Origin of the sequence: Sutterella massiliensis (genome assembly GCF_016899755.1) — a bacterium.
Classification (GTDB): Bacteria; Pseudomonadota; Gammaproteobacteria; order Burkholderiales; family Burkholderiaceae_F; genus Sutterella; species Sutterella massiliensis.
The window spans coordinates 21,422-43,698 of the sequence record NZ_JACJJC010000016.1 but is presented as its reverse complement, the minus strand read 5'-3'; the positions used below and the strand labels follow the sequence as shown (position 1 = coordinate 43,698).

At 60.6% G+C, this 22,277-nt stretch carries 15 protein-coding genes; 9 read left to right on the top strand and 6 right to left on the bottom strand.

From position 1 onward, the window contains the following. The 4 genes from H6A60_RS09495 to H6A60_RS09480 all read right to left on the bottom strand — a co-directional run. Window positions 1-257 (bottom strand): MerR family transcriptional regulator (locus tag H6A60_RS09495; RefSeq protein ID WP_205103854.1); only part of this gene is annotated, 257 nt, incomplete at its 3' end. Window positions 258-290: 33 nt separating this feature from the next. Next, window positions 291-500: a hypothetical protein gene (locus tag H6A60_RS09490; protein WP_205103927.1), complete on the bottom strand. Its 210-nt coding sequence runs from the start codon at window positions 498-500 to the stop codon at window positions 291-293. A 153-nt stretch (window positions 501-653) separates the two neighbouring features. Then, the gene (locus H6A60_RS09485) at window positions 654-1,112 is read right to left on the bottom strand and encodes a hypothetical protein (protein WP_205103925.1); all 459 of its coding nucleotides are present in this window, start codon (window positions 1,110-1,112) and stop codon (window positions 654-656) included. A 173-nt stretch (window positions 1,113-1,285) separates the two neighbouring features. Further along, window positions 1,286-2,749 carry an aminotransferase-like domain-containing protein gene (locus tag H6A60_RS09480; protein WP_205103923.1) on the bottom strand — a complete coding sequence of 488 codons (1,464 nt, stop codon included), beginning with the start codon at window positions 2,747-2,749 and terminating at the stop codon, window positions 1,286-1,288. 139 nt (window positions 2,750-2,888) lie between these two features. Between H6A60_RS09480 and H6A60_RS09475 the strand changes: the two genes are divergently transcribed. The 4 genes from H6A60_RS09475 to H6A60_RS09460 all read left to right on the top strand — a co-directional run bounded on the left by H6A60_RS09475 (window position 2,889) and on the right by H6A60_RS09460 (window position 8,728). Continuing rightward, on the top strand, window positions 2,889-4,802 hold the full coding sequence (locus H6A60_RS09475) for a flavocytochrome c (protein WP_205103921.1): 1,914 nt from the start codon (window positions 2,889-2,891) through the stop codon (window positions 4,800-4,802). A gap of 284 nt (window positions 4,803-5,086) precedes the next feature. After that, complete coding sequence (locus H6A60_RS09470; RefSeq protein ID WP_205103919.1) at window positions 5,087-6,925, top strand: aryl-sulfate sulfotransferase; 1,839 nt, start codon at window positions 5,087-5,089, stop codon at window positions 6,923-6,925. A 324-nt stretch (window positions 6,926-7,249) separates the two neighbouring features. Then, window positions 7,250-7,684: an NfeD family protein gene (locus H6A60_RS09465; RefSeq protein WP_205103917.1), complete on the top strand. Its 435-nt coding sequence runs from the start codon at window positions 7,250-7,252 to the stop codon at window positions 7,682-7,684. 63 nt (window positions 7,685-7,747) lie between these two features. After that, entirely contained in the window at window positions 7,748-8,728 is a 981-nt protein-coding gene (locus H6A60_RS09460) for an SPFH domain-containing protein (RefSeq protein ID WP_205103914.1), read from the top strand. Window positions 8,729-8,860: 132 nt separating this feature from the next. Here the strand turns inward: H6A60_RS09460 and hydG are convergent, their stop codons facing one another. Then, the gene (gene hydG / locus H6A60_RS09455) at window positions 8,861-10,282 is read right to left on the bottom strand and encodes a [FeFe] hydrogenase H-cluster radical SAM maturase HydG (RefSeq protein ID WP_205103912.1); all 1,422 of its coding nucleotides are present in this window, start codon (window positions 10,280-10,282) and stop codon (window positions 8,861-8,863) included. A 282-nt stretch (window positions 10,283-10,564) separates the two neighbouring features. After that, on the bottom strand, window positions 10,565-11,770 hold the full coding sequence (locus H6A60_RS09450; RefSeq protein WP_205103910.1) for an MFS transporter: 1,206 nt from the start codon (window positions 11,768-11,770) through the stop codon (window positions 10,565-10,567). 487 nt (window positions 11,771-12,257) lie between these two features. Between H6A60_RS09450 and H6A60_RS09445 the strand changes: the two genes are divergently transcribed. The 5 genes from H6A60_RS09445 (at window position 12,258) to H6A60_RS09425 (ending at window position 22,128) form a co-directional block, all read left to right on the top strand. Beyond that, the gene (locus tag H6A60_RS09445) at window positions 12,258-12,494 is read left to right on the top strand and encodes a hypothetical protein (RefSeq protein ID WP_205103908.1); all 237 of its coding nucleotides are present in this window, start codon (window positions 12,258-12,260) and stop codon (window positions 12,492-12,494) included. 319 nt (window positions 12,495-12,813) lie between these two features. Then, the gene (locus H6A60_RS09440) at window positions 12,814-14,091 is read left to right on the top strand and encodes a M20/M25/M40 family metallo-hydrolase (protein WP_239477686.1); all 1,278 of its coding nucleotides are present in this window, start codon (window positions 12,814-12,816) and stop codon (window positions 14,089-14,091) included. Between the two features lie 158 nt (window positions 14,092-14,249). Further along, on the top strand, window positions 14,250-14,978 hold the full coding sequence (locus H6A60_RS09435; protein ID WP_205103906.1) for a hypothetical protein: 729 nt from the start codon (window positions 14,250-14,252) through the stop codon (window positions 14,976-14,978). A gap of 372 nt (window positions 14,979-15,350) precedes the next feature. Beyond that, entirely contained in the window at window positions 15,351-17,117 is a 1,767-nt protein-coding gene (tamA, locus tag H6A60_RS09430) for an autotransporter assembly complex protein TamA (RefSeq protein ID WP_205103904.1), read from the top strand. Between the two features lie 7 nt (window positions 17,118-17,124). Next, a complete protein-coding gene (locus tag H6A60_RS09425) occupies window positions 17,125-22,128 on the top strand; it encodes a translocation/assembly module TamB domain-containing protein (RefSeq protein WP_205103902.1) in 5,004 nt (1,667 codons plus the stop codon). The last annotated feature ends 149 nt before the right edge of the window (window positions 22,129-22,277 follow it).

Below are 22,277 nucleotides of genomic sequence, written 5' to 3'. Positions count from 1 at the left end.
CAAAACGCCTGCATCGCAGCCAGCTGCGACTTCAAGTCGTTCTTCTGAGCCGCACTACTGACACGGCAGTAAACGATTGTCAGCTTCTTTTCGGGTTCCAGACCGAAGATTTTTCTGACATCGGATTCGTCAAAATAGCGATGTCCCGATGCCAGCCTTTTTGCCCGTATCTTGCCTTCTGTCTCCCATCGACGGACAGTTGAAGGAGATCGGCCGATACGTTTTGCAAATTCACTAATACGATATATCTTGCTCATAATGAGCAATTTTATTTACAAATAAACGAAATATCAAAAGCAGCAGGAATCTCCTTCGATGGGATGTTTATTGGGACGGGGAAGCGGTGCCTTCCTCGTTGAAAACATCATGACGGTTTTGCTTTTGCGGTCATTGACGGTTTTTGCCAAACGCTTGCACGATTTATTTGTTTTTGCGGAAATTTCAGGGGCGATATGTGAAAAAGGCATAAATCGTTCGAGGCGGGCGAACGTTTTCTGCATGAATTGGAGTCGATTTTCCGTTAACTGGTGGTCACTGGCTTTGTATTCGCGGGAATCGCAAAAAAAGAAGGACTGCGTTGATGCCGCAGTCCTAAAGCTGACTCTTGCTGCTGAATGCGCCTTGGCGTGAGGCGCAACGATTGGTTTGTCCGATCAACGCGGACCGCCGGGACCACCCGGGCCGTGCATACCGCCGATGGGATGCTGCGGCGTTATGGGACGGTTAAGTTTGCCGCCTTCGTGCGGAGGACGTCCTTGCGGGAAGGGCGACGGGCCCTGGCCGGGTCGAACCGGCGCGGGTTCGGGGCGGCGCGGTTCGCGCGGGGGACGCGGCTGCGGCTGCGGGGGCGGCGGGGGTGTCGGCCGGGCGCGGGCGCTCAGGAAATGGCGGTACTCGTCCATCGAATAGCGGTTGCCGCTGTGCCACCAGTAATGGCCGTCCCAACGGCCTTCGCGCCAGTGTTCGCGGATGTAGTTGCGCGTGACTGCGTCGGTGATGCCGATCAAAATATCGTTCAAAAGGTCGCTTGAATTGGCGTAGGCGGGAATCGCTGAAAAACCGCCGAGAGCAAAGGCTGCCGCGCCGAAAAGCACGCTGCGTCGCGTCAACATGGTTCTTCTCCTCCGTTCGCATCGTGTGCGTTTGAATGCTTTCTGAACAATTGTTCAGTACTTGGGAAAAGTATAAGCACACGAATTCACCGCAACTGCAAGCTTTCGGAAAATCTGCGTAAAGCTTTTTCGAACTTTTCGGGCTGCTTGCAACGAAAGGTTTCCGAGCGGTACTACGCCCTCGGGCGGCAGAGCTCGGCAAAGCGTGCGACACCTTCGGCGAAGTCGGCTGCCGGGAGCGTGTAGCGCAGCAGTACGTGCCGGCTCGATTTTGCAGGTTCGCCGAAAAACCAGCCGGGTTGAAAATCGACGGTTTTCCTGGCGCGGTAAAGCTTGTCGATGTCGTGATCGGGCAGTTCCACCCAGATGCAGCCGAAGCTTCCCGGGAGCTCCCAGCGGGCGAAGCCGCCGATCTGCTGTTCGAGCACCGATTGCACGAAGGTACGACGCGCCCGGTGAAAGGCGTTGAAGCGTTCGAGCATTTCGTCGATTGCGTGTGACTCCAGGATTTCGAGCGCGGCGAGCTGCGTCAGAAATTCCGGATTGAGGTAGTCGCGTCGGGCCGATGCGCGAAGCAGGTTGATGATGCGTTCGTGGGCGACGATGAACGAGATGCCCGCGACGGGCGTGAGCCACGTCGGGATGGCGCCGAGGTGAATGACAGCCTTCTTTTCCGGATCGAAGCTCGCAAGTGAAGGCAGATGTGTTTCGTCGAGAAGTTCGCAATAGGCATCCTCAAAAATGAAGGTGTTGTTGCCGCGTGCGACTTCGACAAGCTCGCGACGTTCAACCTCCGGAATGCTCGCGCCCGTCGGTTTCTGACGCGAGGGCTCGAGGAAAACGACTTTTCGGCGTTTGGAGAAATACATCGCTTCAAAGTCGATTTGTCCGTCGGCATCCATTTCGAGGAGTCTGCGGCGAGTTGTGTGTCGTTCGGCGATGCCGTAGTGACGAACGAGCGAGAGCTCCGGGAACCACATTTCGGCGCCGTGCCCCAAAAGCACTTCCGCGACGAGACGATAAGCCTGAAGACGGCGCGAGATGACGGCAATTTCGCTCGGCTTGGCAACGATGCCGTAAGGTGCGAGATATCGGCAAATCGCCGCTTTGAGCGCCGGTATCCCCGTTGTGCGGTAGATGTCCGTTTCGCCGCGGGCAAACCGGCCCAAGGCGCGTTCGACGGCTTCGGACTCGATGTCAAAGTTGATGTGCTCGTCCCAATGTTCGTGGCAAAGCACCGAGAGGTCGATCACCGACGTGCTCTCGCCGTTTCTTCGGTCTTTTCGGTCGAACGCCGCATTGACGAGCGGCGGCCGAAAGTGACTCGCGTCGAGAAAACCGTTCAATTTGCCGGAAAACACACGCTCGGGCGGCGTGAGGACCGGGCGACGCCGCGCGCTCGTGGCGATCCAGCCGTTGCGCTCGAGATACTCAAGCGCTCGGGCGACGGTGCCGCGAGAAACGCCGAAGCTTTCGGCGAGCTGACGCTGCGAAGGCAGGCGCCCGTCTCGATAGGCGTCCGCCTGCAGACGGCGGAATAGTTCTGCGGCAATCGCCTCGGCGCGCGTGCGCTTTTGGGACGAACGAAGCCGAGCGCCTCGGGTCTTCTCGGGTGGTGTTTTTGCTAACGCCTGCATGTGTCGCTTTCCGTTTCGGGCAAAGTCATCCATCTGGACCTATTTTCCGAATCAAACTGGCTCTTTTCCATTGGTGTTTCGTCCGTCAGAATGCTTGAGGAATGATCGTGGAAAAGCATTGTTTGCAAAGGAGGAAACAATGACGAACCGGAACACAAAGCACACGCTTCTTGCGGCAGCCGTTTCCGCTGCACTCTGTCTTTCAGCGGGGAGCGCTCTTGCAGCCAAGGCGGGTACGTACACGGCAACGGCACAGGGCCACAACGGCCCGGTGACCGTGACGATGACGGTCGATGCCGCCGGCAAAATTGCCGCGCTTAAGGTAGGTGAAAACAAGGAAACCGTCGGTATTGCCGACTCTGCGCTTCGCATCATTCCCGAGCAGATCGTTGAACATCAGTCGCTCGGCGTCGATACGCTCACGGGCGCAACCTATTCTTCCAAGGCCGTTCTTGCGGCTGCTCAGGACTGCGCCAAGCAGGCCGGACTTGATGTGGCGGCGCTCATGCTTCCCGTCAAGAAGACACCCGGCAAAGTTATCCATAAGAAGGCCGACGTCGTCGTGATCGGCGGCGGCGGCGCCGGGCTTTCAGCTGCAGTGGGTGCCGCGGAAAACAATGCGACTGTCATCGTGATTGAAAAGACAGCTGCGCTCGGCGGCAACACGATGCGCGCCGGCGGCGGCTACAACTACGCGGATCCGGTCCTCGAAGGCAAGCTCAAAATGACCGAGGCGCAAAAGAAGATCGTTCGCGACATGGTCGCCGAAACGCCAAAGAACGAACTTCACAAGAAACTGCTTGACGAAGTGCGCAAGCAGTTCGAGGCGTACGAGAAGTCTGGCGCGCAGGGTGTCTTCGATTCGCCCGAATACCACGCCGTGCAGACCTTTAAGTCGGGTGACTACGCTGCCGACCTCACGCTCGTTTATGAGCTCTGCAAGCTCGCGCCGGGCACCGCGAAGCACCTTGCTGAAATGGGCTTTGACTGGCACGACTACGCTTCGCAGTACGTGGGCGCGCTCTGGCCGCGTTCGCATGATGCGGCGAACTACAAGTCGGGCTTCGGCTTCGTGCAGACCTATGAAAAGACGATTGCCGACAAGCACTATCCGGTCGAATACCTCATGCAGACGCGCGCCAACGAACTTGTCATGGAAGGCGCACGTGTTGCGGGCGTGACGGCCGTGGATGCGGACGGCAACACGATCAAGATCGATGCAACGAAGGGCGTCGTCATCGCTTCGGGCGGGTTCGGTGCCAATGTCGAGATGCGCATGAAGTACGACAAGCTCTGGAACGGGCTTCTCGATTCGAAGTTCCCGACAACGAATTCGCCTGCGATTACGGGCGACGGCATCGTGATGGCCGAAAAGGTCGGCGCGAATTTGGTCGGCATGGAATTCATTCAGCTGCTTGTGGCCGATGCGGACACGGGCGTCACCTCCACCTTGGTCGGTCAGGGCACGAGCATGTACGTCAATCGCGAAGGCAAGCGCTTTGTGAACGAACTCGAGCGCCGAGACAATCTCGTGAAGGCTATCCTGAAGCAGCCGGGCGGCGACTTCTGCTGGATCACGACCGAAGCGAATGCCAATATCGATAAGAACGGTCTCAACAAGTACGGCCTCAAGGTCGAAGACCTGATCAAGCAGGGCAAGATTGCCAAGTCCGACACGATCGAAGGTCTTGCGCCTTTCATCGGCTGCGATCCGGCGGCACTCAAGAAGACCGTTGACGAATGGCGTGAAATGTGCCGTACGCAGAAGGACCCGCAGTTCGGGCGTGCCGCCTTCATGGAAGACGTCTATCTCGACAAAGGTCCGTACTATGCGGTTCGTCGTTCAGCGGCCGTACACCACACGATGGGCGGCATCCAGATCAACACCAAGGCGCAGGTGCTCGACAAGAAGGGCAATGTGATCGAGGGTCTCTGGGCCGCGGGTGAAGTGACGGGCGGCATCCATGGCAAGAACCGTGTCGGCGCCAACGCCATTCCCGATGCGCTTTCGTTCGGCCGCATTGCGGGTATCGGCGCAGCAACGTCGAAGTAAGTTCACCCTGCCGAAGTAGCCCGATAAAGAGTGTTTGTCACCCGATCCGGGCGGCTCGGAGCACAAGAAGAAGCAAAGCGCAAGCGTTTGACGCTTGCGCTTTGCGCTTGTACGAAGTGCCGTTTACTGAAAAACTGAGGGATCTTCCGAGGTGGGGAGCGAGGGCGTCAAAAGGTCGTTCCGATTTGCGAAACAGCGATGGTGTTTGAATCCATTGTTTGGAATTGAAGTGATTTCTAAACTTCACGTCAGCTTCTTTCCAACGGATTCAAAGAGGAATCGCTATGAAACTCAAACTCGTTCCGACCGCTGCCGCGCTTGCCGCTTCTCTCATGATGGGTGCTGCGCTCGCTTCGGGCGGTGCTTCGGGCCCGACCGTTCAGGTCGAAGTGCAGGGCAAGATCGGCGAAGTGATCGTCAATCCCTACAACATCGCGCCTTTGACCGCCGTCATCCGCAACGGCGGCTACGTGATCGAAGATGCGCACGTGCGCGTTGTTCCGAAGAAGGGCGGCCAGGAAATCGCCTACGACGTCAACAACGCCGAACTGAAGACGCACGCCGGCATTCCGGTTTTCGGTCTCTACCCGGACTATGCCAACCAGGTTGAAGTGAGCTACACGCGCATCTTCCAGGGCAAAAAGGAACAGTTCAAGGAAACCTACACGATTCGCACGGCGCCCGTGTACATGGAAATGAACGGCTCCGTGAATACGAAGAGCGCATTCCTTGACGTCGACGTCAAGCACGTCGACAAGAAGTACGGCGACCGCCTCTACCTCGTCAACAACCTCGTGCCGAAGCCCCCGAAGGCGAGCCGCGCGGTTTGGAACAATCCGACGGGCGGCGCGCTCGAATGGAGCTACGGTCCGCAGAACGGCATCGTCGACACGAAGGGTGAAGTGCGCTGGTATCTGCTGCCGAACCTCGACATGTACGATCCGGAATCGATCTACAAGTCCGGCATCATGATGGGCTTCCAGCAGGGTGCCGACGGGCTCCTCACCTGGGGCTACGGTCAGCGCTATGTCAAGTACGACCTGATGGGCCGCGAAGTCTTCAATCGTCGCCTGCCCGCGAACTACTCCGACTTCTCGCACGCCCTTGACCGCGCGCAGAACGGCCACTACTTCATCCGTGCGGCATCGGCCGACCTGCGCCGCGCCGACAACAAGCGCGTGCACACGGTCCGCGACGTCATCGCCGAAGTGGATGAAAACGGCCGCGCCGTCGATGAATTCCGTCTCTTCGACATTCTCGACCCGTATCGCGACAACGTGATCAAGACGCTCGACCAGGGCGCCGTGTGCCTCAACATCGACGCTTCGCAGGCCGGCAAGACCCTGTCGGCGGAAGACCTGGCCAAGCAGGAAGCCTCCGATACGTTCGGCGACATCGCCGGCGTCGGTCCGGGCCGCAACTGGGCGCACGTCAACTCCGTCGACTACGACCCGAACGACGATTCGATCGTGATCTCTTCCCGCCACCAGTCCTCCGTCATCAAGATCGGCCGCGACAAGAAGGTGAAGTGGATCCTCGGTACGCCCACCGGCTGGAAGGATCAGTTCAAGGACAAGGTCCTCACGCCTGTGGATAAGGACGGCAAGCCCTTGAAGTGCGCGGACAATCAGTGCGAAGGCGGCTTTGACTGGACGTGGACGCAGCACACGGGCTGGATCATCGACTCGAAGACCGACAAGGACGTGCTCTTCCTCACCGTCTTTGACAACGGTGACGGCCGCGGGCTTGAACAGCCGCCGCTGCCCGATATGAAGTACAGCCGCGCTGTGGTTTACAAGGTTGACCAGAAGAAGATGACGGTCCAGCAGGTCTGGGAATACGGCAAGGACCGCGGCAACGAGTGGTATAGCCCTGTGACCTCGCTCACGAAGTACATGGACGACAAGGATTCGATCATGGTCTACTCGGCGACGGCCGGCATGGGTGCGGCCCCGTCGAAGGACAAGGCCGGGAACGCCAAGGCTGCTTCCGCGCATCCGTACATCATGGAATTCGACTGGGGCAAGACGACGCCTGCCGTCGAAATCCGCATCAACGACGCGATGGGCTATCAGGCCATGCCGATCTCGGTCGAGAGCGCCTTCAACTACAAGATCAAGTAATCCCTGCGTTGGTTGATCTGATGCAGCGGTGCAGAACTGTACCGCTGCAAGAAGGTTTCAGCGAGGTCTTTCTCTTTTGAGGAAGGCCTCGTTTTTGTTGGACGCGTTCGCGAAAAACAAACGTCTACAAATCCGCCGCCAGTTTGTGTGAAACGAATCGCAGCGCCTCAACGGCGCTCTGCTACACTGAATTCAAAGGCTCGGACGCGGTGATGCCGTTGAGGTTTCGCAAGCGTTCGCCGCAAACGATCAGTAGAGCCGCGCCAAGGTCGGACTTTGGATTCATGCGCGCTGCTCTCTCTAGTGAGAAGGAAGACGCAAGCCATGGAAATGCTCTCCGCAACGGTTCTTTGGTTCGTCGCGGCGCTCGTGATGGCGGGTGTTGAGATGTTCGTCGGCACGATCTACCTCATCGCGGTCGCGATCGGCGCGGCGGCGGGCGGCGCCGTGTCGTTTTTCGGCGGTTCGCTCGCCGTGCAGTTTGCCGTCTGCGCCGTTGTGATCGTCGTGTTGTCGGTACTCATTCGGCGCATGCGCGCAGCGCGTGCGGGCAATGCCGACTCTGCCGACCGCCTGCAGCGCATTGACGAGGGCAACCTCGTTCGCGTCGAATCGGTCGGCTCCGACGGGCTTGCAGTGGTGCAGTACCGCGGCGCTCCCTGGATTGCGCGTCCGGGCGGCGAGGCGCTTTGCCCCGGCTTCTGGACGATCGAGCGCGTCGACGGCGTGCAGCTCGTGCTCGGCCAATTCGTTCGCTGAGCGCGCGGCAGCGCACGCTCGGTGTAATAAAGCCCAGTTCGTCAATAAAAAAGGGGGAAAATCGTGCTCTTTGAAATCAGCGGCTTTCTTGTCTTTACCCTCGTCCTTCTTGTTGTAGCCGTGATCTTCGCGAGCCAGTCGATCAAGGTGGTGCCGCAGCAAACGGCGTGGGTGGTGGAGCGCTTGGGCAAGTTCCATGCAGTGCTGAGTCCCGGCCTCAACTTCATTATCCCCTTCATTGATCGCGTGGCCTATCGGCATTCGCTCAAGGAAATTCCGCTCGATACGCCGAGCCAGGTCTGCATTACGCGCGACAACACGCAGCTCACGGTCGACGGCGTGCTCTTCTTTCAGGTGACCGATCCGCAGCGCGCAAGCTACGGCACCTCCAACTATGTGATCGCCATTACGCAGCTCGCGCAGACGACGCTCAGAAGCGTGATCGGCAAGATGGAGCTCGACAAAACCTTTGAAGAGCGCGATCTCATCAATAAGTCCGTCGTGAGTTCGATCGACGAGGCGGCGCTCAACTGGGGCGTCAAGGTCCTTCGCTATGAAATCAAGGACCTGACGCCGCCCGCCGTCATTTTGCAGGCGATGCAGCAGCAGATCACGGCCGAACGCGAAAAGCGCGCTGTGGTGGCGGCTTCCGAAGGCAAGAAGCTCGAGCAGATCAACCTCGCAACCGGCGCCCGTGAAGCCGCGATTGCACAGTCCGAAGGCGAAAAGCAGGCCGAAATCAACAAGGCGGAAGGTCAGGCTGCGGCGACCGTTGCGATTGCAACGGCAACGGCCGAGGCGCTGCGGCGCATCGCCGCCGCAACGCAGGAAGCGGGCGGCATGACGGCGGTGAATCTGCAGGTGGCCGAGAAGTATGTCGCCGCTTTTGAAGCGCTCGCCAAGGAAGGCAACACGCTCATCGTGCCCGGCAACATGGGCGACATGGCCGGCATGATCGCTTCGGCGATGAAGATCGTCGAAGGTGCGGGCGGCGCAAAGTCCGAGACGGCAGCAGCTGCCGTGAAGCGTCTGACGCAGTCATAAGCGGCGCGCAGCTTCAAACACAAACGGCTCCTCGGGCAAGCGCCTTCGGAGCCGTTTTCGTTCCGCTCGTCGAAGACGTCCTCTGGCGGACCGTCTTCGGCGCTTCGCGAAGAACTGCGCGATAAAAGGTTTTTAGAAGCGGAAGTCGCGCTCGCCTTCAGCGATTCGTTCGAGCCGCTTTTCGCTTGCCGCGCGGAACTTTTCGTTCTTCACCTTCGGGATTTCGAGCTTGATTACCTTTTCGCCGGTTTCACGCGTTTGCGCGCTCGCGTAGTCGCAAAGGTATTCCTTCATCGTGAGAAGCGCGTTCGCCTGGCAGTAGTCGGCGATGGCACCGTTTTTGGCGAACTCCATGAAGCGGTCACCCGTGCGGCCCGCGCGGTAGCAGGCCGTGCAGAAAGAAGGCAGGTAGTGGTTCTCGAGGAGCCAGCGCACAACCTCGTCGAGCGAGCGTCGGTCGCTCGTTTCAAACTGTGCGGTGTTTTCGATTTCGTTCACGTCCTTGATCGTGTAGCCGCCCACGGACGTGCGCGAGCCGCCCGAGATCTGCGAGATGCCGAGCTTGAGCGCTTCCGTACGGATGCGCGCGCTTTCGCGCGTCGACATGATCATGCCCGTGTACGGGACGGCGAGGCGGATGAGCGCCACCACCTTCAGGAACACGTCGTCGGGCACGGCATTCGAGAAGGTCGCCGGGTCAATGTCGTCGGCCGGGCAGATGCGCGGCACCGAGATCGTGTGCGGGCCCACGCCCCAGACGGCTTCAAGGTGCTCGGCGTGCATCAGAAGGCCGACAAAGTCGTAGCGGTAGAGGTTGAGCCCGAAAAGTACGCCCAAGCCCACGTCGTCGATGCCGCCCTCCATGGCACGGTCGTGCGCTTCGGTGTGATAGGCGTAGTCTGCCTTCGGGCCCTTCGGGTGCAGTTCCGTGTAGGCTGCCTTGTTGTACGTTTCCTGGAAGAGCTGATAGGTGCCGATCTGTGCTTCGTGGAGCTTGCGGTAATTTTCGACGGTCGTCGCCGCGATGTTGACATTGAGACGTCGGATCTCGCCGTTCTTGTGCTTGATCGAGTAGATCGTCTTGATCGATTCGAGAATGTATTCGATCGGGTTGTGCTTCGGGTGCTCGCCCGCTTCAAGGAGCAGACGCTTGTGCCCGAGATCCTGGAGTGCAATGACTTCTCGACGAATCTCTTCCTGCGTGAGCTTCTTGCGTACGATCTCCTTGTTCTTGGCGTGATAGGGGCAATAGGTGCAGGTGTTCACGCAGTGGTTTGAGAGATAGAGCGGCGCAAAGAGCACGATGCGCGAGCCGTAGATGTGTTCCTTCACCTGCTTGGCAATTTCGAAGATTTTTTCGTTCACGTCAGGGAGATCGCAGGCAAGGAGGAGCGCCGCTTCTCGGTGCGTGAGGCCTTTGGCGGCTGCGGCCTTCTCTAACAGCGGATCGATGAGCGCGCGGTCTCGCTTATGGACTTCCGCCCAAGCGAGCGTCGATTCGATTTCTTCGTGGCAGATGAACTCTTCGGCGCGTCGGGATTTCGGGTCGTACATGCGTTTCTATTTCTCGTGGGCGCAGACGACTGACGGGGTGCTCAAGGGCGGTAGGGACCCTGTGGCGGTGCCGCCCGCAAGTCTTTCTGTGCAGGTTGATTTGAGGATTCTTCGAAAGAAATGCCCGGGGCTAAACCAGTCGGAAGTCCTCGGGCAAATCGGTTCGCGCTCAAAGTATAGGGACGAGACTCCGCTTCGTCCTTAAGTCAAAAGACGTAGGTCTTGACCCGACGGGCGTCAAGCTTCGCACAAAGCCGAATGCGCTCGGCTGCCGCCGCTGAATCAGTCTTCTTTTTCGTGCAGCGCTTCGGTCGCGCCGATGACGACGGGTGCACTTCGAAGCGCGTAGCCAAAGCCGAGGAAAACGAAAACCGCGAGTCCCCAGAGCGAAGCGCCAGCACCGATCACCGCACCCAGGGCGCCCATTGCGACCGGGAAGGTCGCTTTGCTCGCGTTGATCATCATGAGGCGAAGTCCGATCGCTTCGCCGACGCGGCCCTTTGGGGAGAGTCGGTAGACGAGCGACATCATGTTGGGCAGCGACGCCCCGAGTCCGAGCCCCAGGATGAAAGCGCAGGTCATGAGCGCGAGCGTGTTCTCAAAGAACGGGAAGAGCGTGAAGGACGCGGCGCTCAAAAGGAGCGTGAGCGCAATCATGTGCCACTCGTTCATGTGACGCATGAGAACGGGCATCAGAAGCCGAACGGCAAAACTTGCTGCGGAGAAGCTCCCGAGAATCCAACCGATCTCCGAGGGCGTGCACTTCACCGACGTGCAATAGACGGGAATGAGGAGGTTGCCGACTTCCCAGGCGACGGAGACGACGACCGAGGCGCCGAGCACGGCACGCATCGCCGGGTCTTTGAAAAAATCTGTCGTGCGCTTCGGGCGAGAACCCGTCGCCCCGCGGCCGCTTCCTGTTGCCGGAAGCACCTTGCGCATAAAGGGCAGGAACGTGAGCGCGCCGACGGCAAGCGGCGCGAACGCGACCCAGACGTAAAAGCTCGAAAAGCCGAAATGTTCGACGAGGTACCCCGTAATGATCGGCGTGAGAAGGCCGCTTGAGGCCGTCACGATGGAGAGCAGCGTAAAAGCAAAGGCGCGCGTCTTCGGCGTGGCTACGTCGCCCGTGAGGCGCTGCACGACCGTATTCGTCAAAAGGAACGCAAGCCCGACCATAAGGCACGCTGCAAAGAGCGGCGCGAGGCCCGCCGAAGCGGTTGGAAAAAGAAGCGTTGCGCCGCCCGCACCCGCTGCGCAGAGGATCGCGAGGTAGAGCGGCGGTCTCGGTCCCGAGCGATCAAGCCAGCGGCCGGCGGCAATCGCGCAGAACGCGGGAAAGAGCGACACGCTTGCGAGCATGGCGCCCACTTCGAACGAGCTCGCTTCGTGCGCGAGCGCGTCGAGCGTGACGGTAAAACGCATCCCCGTCGTGCAAGAGTGCATGATGAGGAGCACGAAAAGGACTTTGCTGAGCTGCGCGTACATCTTGTCTGGCGCTCGGAGGCCGTTTTCTTGCCCGCAACCTGTGGCGTGGCAAATACATGACAAATTTCTGCAAAGAATATGGTCGATCCGTTCGGCTTCTCTGTCAATCGGCGCTTTTCGGGAGATTGACACAGAAAATTCCTCATCGGGGGACTCAAAGAATCGTTAAATTCAGCACCTCTTCGGTGCAAAAGTCGTGTGAGAGCTGAGGAGAATGCCTTAGAATCTCTGACGCATCGTCGTTTTTCGATGGCGGTTCGAGTTTCGCAGGCTCGTGCCGATCTCGTGCTTCGGCAAAAGATCGATTCCGCTCGGCGCATTTTGCGCGCACGGGCTTGCTGCCCCGAACCGTATGCATAGCTATTCGATCCAAACCAAAATAACAGTTCGTTTCTACAGGCTTCACCGCAGCGTCTGAGAATTCCCGAACGGGGTGTGCAGACAGGCGTTGCGAATTGGGCTTGATCTGTACGAGGAGGTGCAGAGAATGTTTGTCCTTGACGAAGGAAGTTCCCATCAGCGCGGCAATAAGACGGGCGTTATCAGCTGCCGGCTGCCCTTCGAGACGAAGCTTGCTGCCGAACGTCTTGCCGCAGAGCGGGGCTTGGTCCTTTCCCACCTGCTTCGCGACTTCATCATTGAAACGGTCCGGCGAGAGGATCCCGACTGGTGGCGCGATGTCGGCGAAGTGAAGAAGGAAGAAAGCACGCTTACCGTGAAGTAAGTGCCGTAAGCGCCCGCGAGACAATTCTTTCTGTGCTCGCATGGGCGCCGCCCGACCTCTAAAGGCGGCGCAGAGGCTACCCGAACCGGCAGCTGTGAAAGATCGACCCGTAAAAGCGTTCGGAACGCCTTTACGGGTCGATTTTTTGCACGCTGGTCGTCGAAAAGCAGTTTTTCTGCCGACGAAAACCTTGCGCTCGCGGCCCTTCGTCTGAGTGCAATCGCCGATGTTTTCGGGGCGCGCAGCGCACCCGAACGCTTTAGCATGGATTGTGAACGTTTTCGAAAGCTCCTCCGTGAAGGAAAAGGAAGGGAAGCCCATGACCATCGACAAGCTGCCGCCGCTCAACGAACGCATTCTTTCCGAGGTCCGAGCGCTCTACGAAGAGCCTGACGTGGCCCGCGCGCTTGACGTTGCGCGCGAAGAAGCACCTTTTGCCGTCGAAGAGCAGATTTCGCTCTGCGAGATTCCGGCCCCCACTTTTGAAGAAGAGGCCCGTGCGCTTGAAGTCGAAAAGCGTCTTCGCGCCTACGGTCTCACGGACGTTTGGCGCGACGAAATCGGCAACGTCATCGGTCGGCGTCCCGGTACGGGCGAGGGACCGGTCCTGGCGCTCGTGGCGCACCTTGATACGGTCTTTCCCGCGGGTACCGACTGCACCGTAAAGCGCGAGGGCGACACGCTTCGCGCGCCCGGGATCGGCGACAACGCCTCGGGGTTGCGTTCGCTTTTGCAGATTCTGCGCTGCCTCACGGCGGGCAACATCGAAACGCGGGGCGACATTCTTTTCGTTGCCGACGTGCAGGAAGAGGGCAACGGCGACTTGAACGGCGCAAAGGCGCTCTGCAACGGTTCGGTGCATCTCGACGGGCTGCTTGCGCTTGACGGCAGCGATGTTGGCCGCGTGCAAAAAGGGGCGACGGGCTCGCACAGCTGGCGCTTCATTGTCGAAGGTCCGGGCGGGCACAGCTGGGGCGCGTTCGGCGCGGTTCCGAGCGCCACGCACGCCGTCGCGCGCGCGACGGCAGAAATCGCGGACTTTGAAGTGCCTTCGGACCCGAGAACGAGCTTCACGGTCGGGATGATCACGGGCGGCACGTCGGTGACGACGATTGCGCCGCGCTGCGAAGCGGAGGTCGATTTCCGGTCGCTTTCCAACGACGAGCTCCTCAAAATCGAAAAGCGGATCTTCCGCGCATTTGAAAAGGCGGTTGACGCCGAAAACGCGCGCTGGGGCATGACGGCGCCCGAGAAGATGCTGCGCCTTTCGAAGGTGCTGATCGGCGACATTCCCGGCGGGCTTCCGCCCGACGATTGTCCCGTCATTCAGACGGCGCGCGCCGCGCAGCGTTGCCTCGGGATCGAACTCACGAACTACCAGTGCAGTTCGACCGATGCGAACCCGGCGATGTCGCTCGGCATTCCGGCGACGTGCCTCTCTTCGGGCGGCATCGGAATCGGCGCGCATTCGCTCGGCGAAACCTTCATCGTGAAAGACATTCATCTCGGGCCGCAGCTCGCGCTTTTGACGACGCTTGCACTTGTCGGCACAAAGACGAGGGCGCCGCTTCTGCCTCAGCGCAAGTCCGCGTCATAAAGGACCGCGGCATGTGAGCAAAACTACGGTGCCCGCGGCGAAACGCGAGTGCTACTCTGCTATAACAACCGTAAGGTATTTGTGCCGCACAAGCGCGCTCCCGGAGCGGGCGCGCTTGCGGCTTGCCGAAAAAAGCTTTTTTGTCCAGGAGCAACGCAATGCCCAAGTTCAAGTACAAGGCCAAGATCAAGATCGATCGCAAGACGTACAAGCGTGTCAACGAATTCCTTGCCGAACGCGGCATGACTTTCGGCGATGCGATTGACGAGCTCTTTGAAGAAGCGCTCCAGTTCCTGATGAGCTCGGCGCTCGGCGTCGAGTCGCTCGAGGTTGAAGAAACCGAGAAGAAGGAAGAAAAGGTCGAAAAGGCTGAAAAGAAGTCCGAAGCCAAGGTCGAAGAAAAGGAAGCGGAAGAAAAGCCGGAAGAAAAGCCTGCCGAAGCGCCGGCCAAGAAGGCGCCCGCTCGCCGTACCCGCCGCACGGCTGCCAAGCCCGCCGCAGCTGAAAAAACCGCTGCCGCGAAGGCTGAGTCGAAAGCGGCTGAAAAGCCCGCGGAAGCGCCCGCAGCCAAGGCGCCTGCGAAGACGGCCGCCAAGCCCGCTGCCAAACCGGCAGCTAAGCCCGCAGTGAAGCCTGCCGCTCGCACGACGGCCGCCAAGGCGGCGCCGAAGCCCGCAGCAAGGCCCGCGACGAAGCCTGCTGCCAACACCGCGCCCAAGGCTGAAGTGAAAGCCGAACCGAAGGCTGAAGCGAAGCCCGAAGTGAAGGTCGAGCCCAAGGCTGAAGCCAAGCCTGCGGCTGCGCCCGTCAAGGCCGAATCGGCGAAGCCCGCTGCCGAGCCCGCCAAGGCCGCGGCCCCCGCGCCCGCCGTGAAGACGCCCGCCTAATGCGGTGACGTTCGTTTGAGCGGGGCGCTCTGCCTCCCGTGAAGACGACGCAGTCGATTCAAACGGTCCGATTCGCGCATGCGACGGGCCGTTTTTCCTTGTTCTGATGGCACGGGCACGGTGCCGACGGCTCACGGCGCTGCAGGAATCTCCAGCGATCAAAGGCGCAAGACTGCAGCGCGCAGCGCCCGAAAACGCTTCACGCGAAATCATTGTCAATGCCTGCAGCGCAATCGGATACATTTGGTGATGTTGTTTTGACGCGGTTCTCGTCGCCGCATCTTTACAATTGACGTCGGTTCGCCAATTTTGTCGCGGCAGCTAGTGCGCTTCGGTGCATTGGATTTGTTTGTTAACGGTCGGTTCGCTCACATGGTCTTCAGGCGTTTCGTCGCTTTTTGGGTTGCGCTCGTGCTCTGCCTCGCATTTGTGTGGCGGACAGCGGCTGCTGCCGAGTCTGTCGAGCCCAAATTTCGGCTGGAAATGGCAGGGCTCAAGGGCGAACTCAAAACGAATGTTGACGCGCAGCTCTCTTCCGTTGACCTCTCGCACATCACCGTGCGAAGCCGTTTTCGCGCGCAGGTTCGTTCGGCCGTGCGCGAAGGACTGCGTTCGCTCGGCTACTACCGACCGTCATTCAAGTTCAAGTGGCAGCCTGAACCCGAATCGGGGCCGCGCGTTCTGAAGCTTGACGTGACGCCGGGCGACCCCGTTCGCATTGAAGAGGTGCGCATTCGCATCGGCGGCGACGCGCAGTCCGATAAAGATTTCGCTCGCCTGATTGAAAAGAGTGTTCCCAAAAAAGGCGACATTCTCAACCACGGCCGCTATGACAAATTCAAGTCGGATCTCAACAATCTCGCCATGACGAAGGGCTACTTCGAGGCGAAATTCAAGCAGAGCGAACTACAGGTGAGCCCCGAGCGCGGCGTGGCGTTTTGGGTGATCGACTATGAGGCGGGTCCGCGCTACAAGTTTGGGAACGTGACCTTCCACGGCTCGCAGATCGAAGATGCGTATCTGCAGAGCCTTGTGCCGTTCGATCCGGGCGCGCCCTTTTCTTCGGACGATCTTGCCAAGCTGAACGAGCGCCTCTCGACGACGGGCTGGTTCAGTTCAGCGGTCGTCGCGCCTGAATTCCGGAATGCCACCGAAGACAAGACGCTGCCGCTCTACGGACACGTCGTGCCGCGCTCGGGCAATTCGGTTGAGCTTGGCGTCGGCTTTTCGACCGACGTGGGACCGCGTTTTCGCGCCGACTGGAAGAAGCCTTGGGTCAATCGCTACGGGCACAGCCTTGAAGCGTCCACGAATTTGTCGAGCGCCGACCAGGAACTCGACTTTTCCTACAAGGTGCCGCGCGAAGAGCGTCCGCTCGAGGAGTACTACCTCTTTCAAGGCGGCTACAAGCACACAAACCTGAACGACACGCAGTCGGACTCGATGACCTTGGTGGCGTCGCGCTACTGGGAACTCGAAACGGGTTGGCAGCGCTCGATCAATCTGCGCTGGATGCTCGACAACTTTACGCAGGGCGCCGTTGAGAACACGACGATGCTGCTTTATCCGGGGGTAACGCTCTCTCGCACGCGCTCGCGCGGCGGCATGATGCCGCGCTGGGGCGACTCGCAGCGCTACACGCTCGACGTCTCGTCGACCGCCTGGGGCTCGGACATCGACTTCATTGCCTTCAGTGCCGCGGGCACGATGATTCGAACGTACGCCGACAAGCACCGCTTCATTCTGCGCGGCAATTTCGGCTGGATCGAAACGGACGAGTTCGACCAGGTGCCGCCGGATCTGCGATTCTTCGCGGGCGGCGACAGAAGCGTCCGCGGCTACGACTACAAGTCGATTTCGCCCCGAGACGAAGAGGGCGATCTCACCGGTGCGCAGCGCCTGCTCACGGGCTCGATCGAGTACCAGTACAACGTGACGGGCAAGTGGTGGGGCGCGGTCTTCTACGACGTCGGTGAAGCCGTTGAGGACTTCACCACGACGAATTTCAAGTCGGGTGCGGGTTTTGGGATTCGCTGGGAGAGTCCCATCGGCCCCGTGAAGCTCGATATTGCGCGACCTGTGGGCGACCCCGACGAAAACAGTCTTGCTTTCTATATCGGGCTCGGATCCGAACTGTGAGCGAACGATGCCTGACGCAAACGAAAAGAACTTCAAGCCTGCCAAGCCTGCCAAGGCCGCCAAGTACTTCAAGCGCGTTGCTGCCCTCTTCTGCGGCCTCTTCGTTCTTCTTGTGCTCTTCGCAGGGGTACTCGCTTGGCTCGTTCTGACGCCGAGCGGCCTCAGTGCTGCCGCGGCGCTCGCCGAGCGCTTCGTGCCGGGCTTGCGCCTCGAGTCGATCGAAGGCGACTGGCGCGACCTGCGACTCAAGAACCTGGCCTTCAAGATGGACGGGCTCGACGTCTCTGCCTCGGGGATCGAACTCGGCATTGACTTGGACGCGCTGCTCGATCGGAAAGTGCGCGTCACGCGTCTCGCGCTCTCGGGCGTGAAGACAACGGTCGAAACGCAAAAGCTCGCGAGCGCGCCGACCGAACCCGAGCCTGCGCCTTCGGCACCTTTGGACCTCGCCGCCATTCCGGACATTTCGCTCGAATCGGTTGAGCTCGCCGACATTGATGTAACGGTCGACGGTCACACGATCGGACTCGAGCACTTTGCTGCCCGTGCAGACTGGGCGCGCGGGCAATTGGCACTCCCGACCCTCACGCTGCGCGGTGCGCGGTACGGGGCCTCCGGCGTTGAGGCCGGCATCGAGCGCCTGGAAACCGCATTCGACTGGAACGGCCGCGTTGCGGCGCTGCCGAAGTTTGTTGTGGAAGGCATTCGTGCGGCGTTTCCCGGCACCGAAATCCGCCTCGAACGCTTTCTCACGGCTGCTTCGGCCGATGCGACGATCGAGCGCGTCGACGGCGTGCAGGTCGCCGAAGTCCGCTTCGAAGGCCTCGACGCGTACGTCCAAACGGCGGCGCAGACGTTCCCGGCAGAGGAGGCCGATAAGGCGCGAGCGAGCGAAGTGCCGAGAAATGCCGACTCTCAGCGTGAATCGGTCGATACCGCTGCCATGGGTGAGTCGCCCGAAGCCGAGGGTACGGTGCCTCAGTCCGAGGCGGCATTGCAAAAACTCAAAGCACCGTTCCCGATTTCGGTCGCGCGCATTGCGATTGAAAACGCAAAGGCCGCGCTCGACGGTCACACGGTGGCGCTCGAGCGCTTTGAGACGGGGCTCGACTGGGAGGCGTCGCTTCTCACCGTGAAGCCCGTTCGCGTGACGGGGCTTTCGGCCGCGCTTGCGCAGACTGGCCCCGTGAAGTCCGAAGAAAAGGCGACTGAAAACGACAAGAAGCCGACCGAAAAGTCGGTTGACGCCGGTCTTCGGCAGCCCGCCGTTCGCACGCAGGCTGCGTCCGAAACGCAGTCTGCGGATGGGAAAAAGCAAGGTCCCGGCGAAATGCTTGAGGCGCTCTTTGAGAAACCGCTTTTTAACCAGCTCCCCACAGTGGCGCTGCCGCTCGACATCGTGCTCGAAGGGTTTGAAGCAGCGGATTGGACCGTCTCGGGGCTGCCCGGCGCCGGGGACATTGCGCCCGTTTCGCCCTGGCGGCTCAATCGGCTGGCGTTCAGAGCTTCTGCGAAGGACGCCTCGGTGGCGCTCGAGGGGCTCTCACTCGATTCGTCCGCACTTCTGATGGAGGCGGATGCTCTGGTGACGATGCGCGACGAGTGGTCTGCGCAGCTGCATGCGGCGGCTTCGGCCGATATTGCGCCGTTTGCGCCTGCGCTCGGTCTCAAAAAGGCGCCGACTACGCTTGAGGTTGACGTCTCGGGCGAGGTCCTCAAGAAACTCTCGGCCGACGTTCGGCTTTCCGGGCCCGTTGCAGCCAGTGCGCACTTGGGGGCGGAGCTCGCCGCGGCGAATCTGCCGTTTGAGCTTCGTCTTACGGTGCCGCAGGCTGCGTGGCCGCTTCCCGGCGCCGATCTGCGAGCCGTGACGGCCGAGAAGGCAGAACCCCGAACGCAGAAGGCGACCGCTCAAGCGGTCGGCAAGGCTACGTCTGAAAACGCCAAGCAGAACGCTCAGAAGACCAAAGCGGCAAAGGTTGCCAAGGCGACCAATGCGACCAAGGCGTCTGCCGCTCAAAAAAACGTTGCCAAAGCCGGCGGCAAGGCCGCTTCGGGCGCCGCTTCCGCCGAGTCGCCTTCTCGTTACGAGCTCAAGGGGTTCGAATTTGCCGTGGGCGGCAGCGTCAAGGCCTGGCAGGCGACGATGCAGGGCAAAGCCACGGTCGACATGCCGAGCGCCGGCCTCAAAGCGCCGCTTGCGGCGGATCTGAAGCTTGCGGCTGCCGGGACGCCGTCGCGTGCCGCTATTTCGGACCTCTCGGTCACGACCGAAATCGGGCGCGTAGCGCTCTCGGGCAACGCCGAGTGGCTTCGCAATCTCGCCTGGCATGCACAAGCCAATGTCGAAGGCGTTGACGCGAAGAAGCTTCTTCCCAAGCTCCCCCTGACGCTCGACGTCAAGACGAACGCCGAAGGGACGGTCGGTCTGCTTGACCGCCCGGGCAGCTGGCGCGTGGCACTCTCGAACCTCTCTGCCGACGGGCTGATTCAGGGCGGCCTCATTCGACTGCGGGGCGCGGCGAGCGCCGACAGCGACCGGCACGCGGAGATTCCGGGGCTCTCCTTTACGCTCGGGAAGAACAACCTCGAGCTCAAAGGCAAAGCCGACGACGTGCGCAACATTTCGCTCGACCTCAAGGTCGACGTACCGGGGCTTCTCAACACGATTCCGGGCCTCAAAGGCAAGGCTTCGGGCTACGTGCGCCTCTCGGGGAGCGCTTTCCGGCCGGCCGTTTCAGCCGACCTGCGCGCGCAGGGCATCGGCTGGCAGGATACTTTCTCGGTGAACGACATTCGCCTCAAGGCGGACGTGAAAAACCATGTTGAACGGCGACTGCGTCGTTCGCAGCCGCTCGCGATGCCTGCTGCCGGGGTGACCGCTTCGGCGTCCAATAGGGAGGCAGCGAAAGACGCGCCGAATGTTTCGACGGCGGCTGCAGCGCCCTCGGGCGCGCGCGGCCCGATGCCGCCGAGAAAGCGGCCTGTGTTCACGACCGAGCAGACGATGCAGCACATCGCCGACGCGATCGCTTCCGGGGAACTCGAAGGGAGCCTTCGCCTGAACGTTACGGGCATTCGTGTTGGGACGACTTCTATCGACGCCGTGACCTTCACGACGACGGGGCGCGAAACGGCCATGAAGCTCGGTCTGAAGGTCGAGGGCGGCCCCGTGGAAGGCGAAGTCGGGCTTTCGGGCGGCCTCAACCGCAATACGCTTGACTGGAAGGGCAAGCTGACGGGGACGCACTTCGCGACCCCTGCGGGCGGCTGGTCGCAGAAAACCGATATTCCGCTCGACTTCCGCTTTGCGGAAATGACGCTTCGCGTCGGCAAGCACTGCTGGACGAACGAGCATGCCGAAGTGTGCGTGCCCGAGCCGATGGTGCTCGGGCGCAAAGGCTCGGCCAAGCTCTCGCTTACGAAGCTCGATATGGCGATCCTCAAGCCTTACCTGCGTAAGCGCGACCGCGTGAGCGGCACGCTGACGGGCGAAGCGGACATGCGCTGGGACCTCGATCGCGAGGCGCTGCCCGAGGTGCGTGTTTCGATCAAGGGAGACGGTCTTCACGGGCAGACCCGCTATCAAGGCATTCGCTTCCCGCTCACGCTCGAACGTCTTCGCCTGCGCGCCGCGCTCGAAAAAGGCCGCGCGTCGGCGGGGCTTGAAGTGCGCCCCGAAGGCAACGGTCTTCTTACGGCCGACCTTACCGTGGACGACCTCATGGGCGAGCGCCGTTTGGGCGGCGAGATGCGCATTGAAGACGTGACGCCCTCGCTTCTGAAGCCGTTCCTCGCGCAGGGTGAAACGGCCGAGGGCCGCATGAATGCGGCGCTGCGCGCGGGCGGCACGCTCAAAGCGCCGGCGCTTTACGGCGACTTCCGGCTCGACGACCTGTCGTTTGATGCGACGTACCTCCCTGTCGACATGAAGCCGAGCAACTTGCTTTTGCGCTTCACCGGCCAGCGCTCCGAACTCGAAGCGGCACTGAAGACCGGCACGGGCGACGTACGCATCACGGGCGACGCCTCCTGGAGCGACCTCAACGACTGGCGCGCGCAGCTCTCGGTTAAGAGCGACAAGATTCGCGTTGCGATGCCGCCCATGATCGAGGTCGACGTCGAGACGGACGTGCACGCCGTTGCGACGCCCGCGCTCATCGAATTGGCGGGCACGGTCGATATCCCGTGGGCGAACATCACCGTGGGCGACTTGCCGGCCTCGGGTACCTCCGTTTCGAAGGACGAGGTGATTCTCGACGAAAATCTGGAGCGCGTTGCGACGCCGGGCTCGCCCATTGCCCTGAAAAGTGCCATTCTTGTTCGCGTGGGCGAGCGTGTGGCGATCGACGCTTTCGGTCTCAAGGCCGGTCTCAAGGGGGGTATCCACATCGTTCAGAACGACGACAAGCTCGGTCTCAACGGTCAGATCTCGATTCCGTACGGGCGCTTCCATGCCTACGGGCAGGACCTCATCGTGCAGAAGGGGACGGTGTTCTTCAATGGTCCGGCTGAGAATCCGTCGCTCGACATTGAAGCCATCCGAAATCCCGACGTTACCGAGGACGGCGTTACTGCCGGCATCCGCGTCGGCGGCACGGCCTCCAATCCCAAGGTGACGCTCTTTTCTGAACCTGCCAAATCGCAGTCAGAGACGCTCAGCTATCTGATTCGCGGACAGGGACTCGGCAGCGATGACGAAGGCGGTTCATCGGCCATGACGAGCATGCTTATCGGGCTTGGCGCAACGACTGGAAACGGCATCGTAGGCGAAATCGGCGACACGCTCGGCATCAAAGGACTCGGTCTCGATACAACGGGTGTTGGCGAGAATTCACAGGTTGTCGTGAGCGGCTACGTACTCCCGGGGCTGCAGGTGAAGTACGGTGTGGGAATTTTCGATTCGCTTGCAACGCTTACGCTGCGCTATCGACTCATGCCGCGCCTTTATCTGGAAGCCGTTTCGAGTGTCGACCAAGCGCTCGATCTCCTCTATCGATTCGACTTCTGAGCGACGCTTCGGTAGCGGCTGACGGGACGCTGTTGGCTGCACCGTCGTCCGCATTCGGCAGGCATGCGTTTGATGTCCTGCGATTCGAGACAATGGTTTTTTGGGCGGAAACGCCCAAGAAAAACGCTCGAGTCCCAGAGAGGATCTCG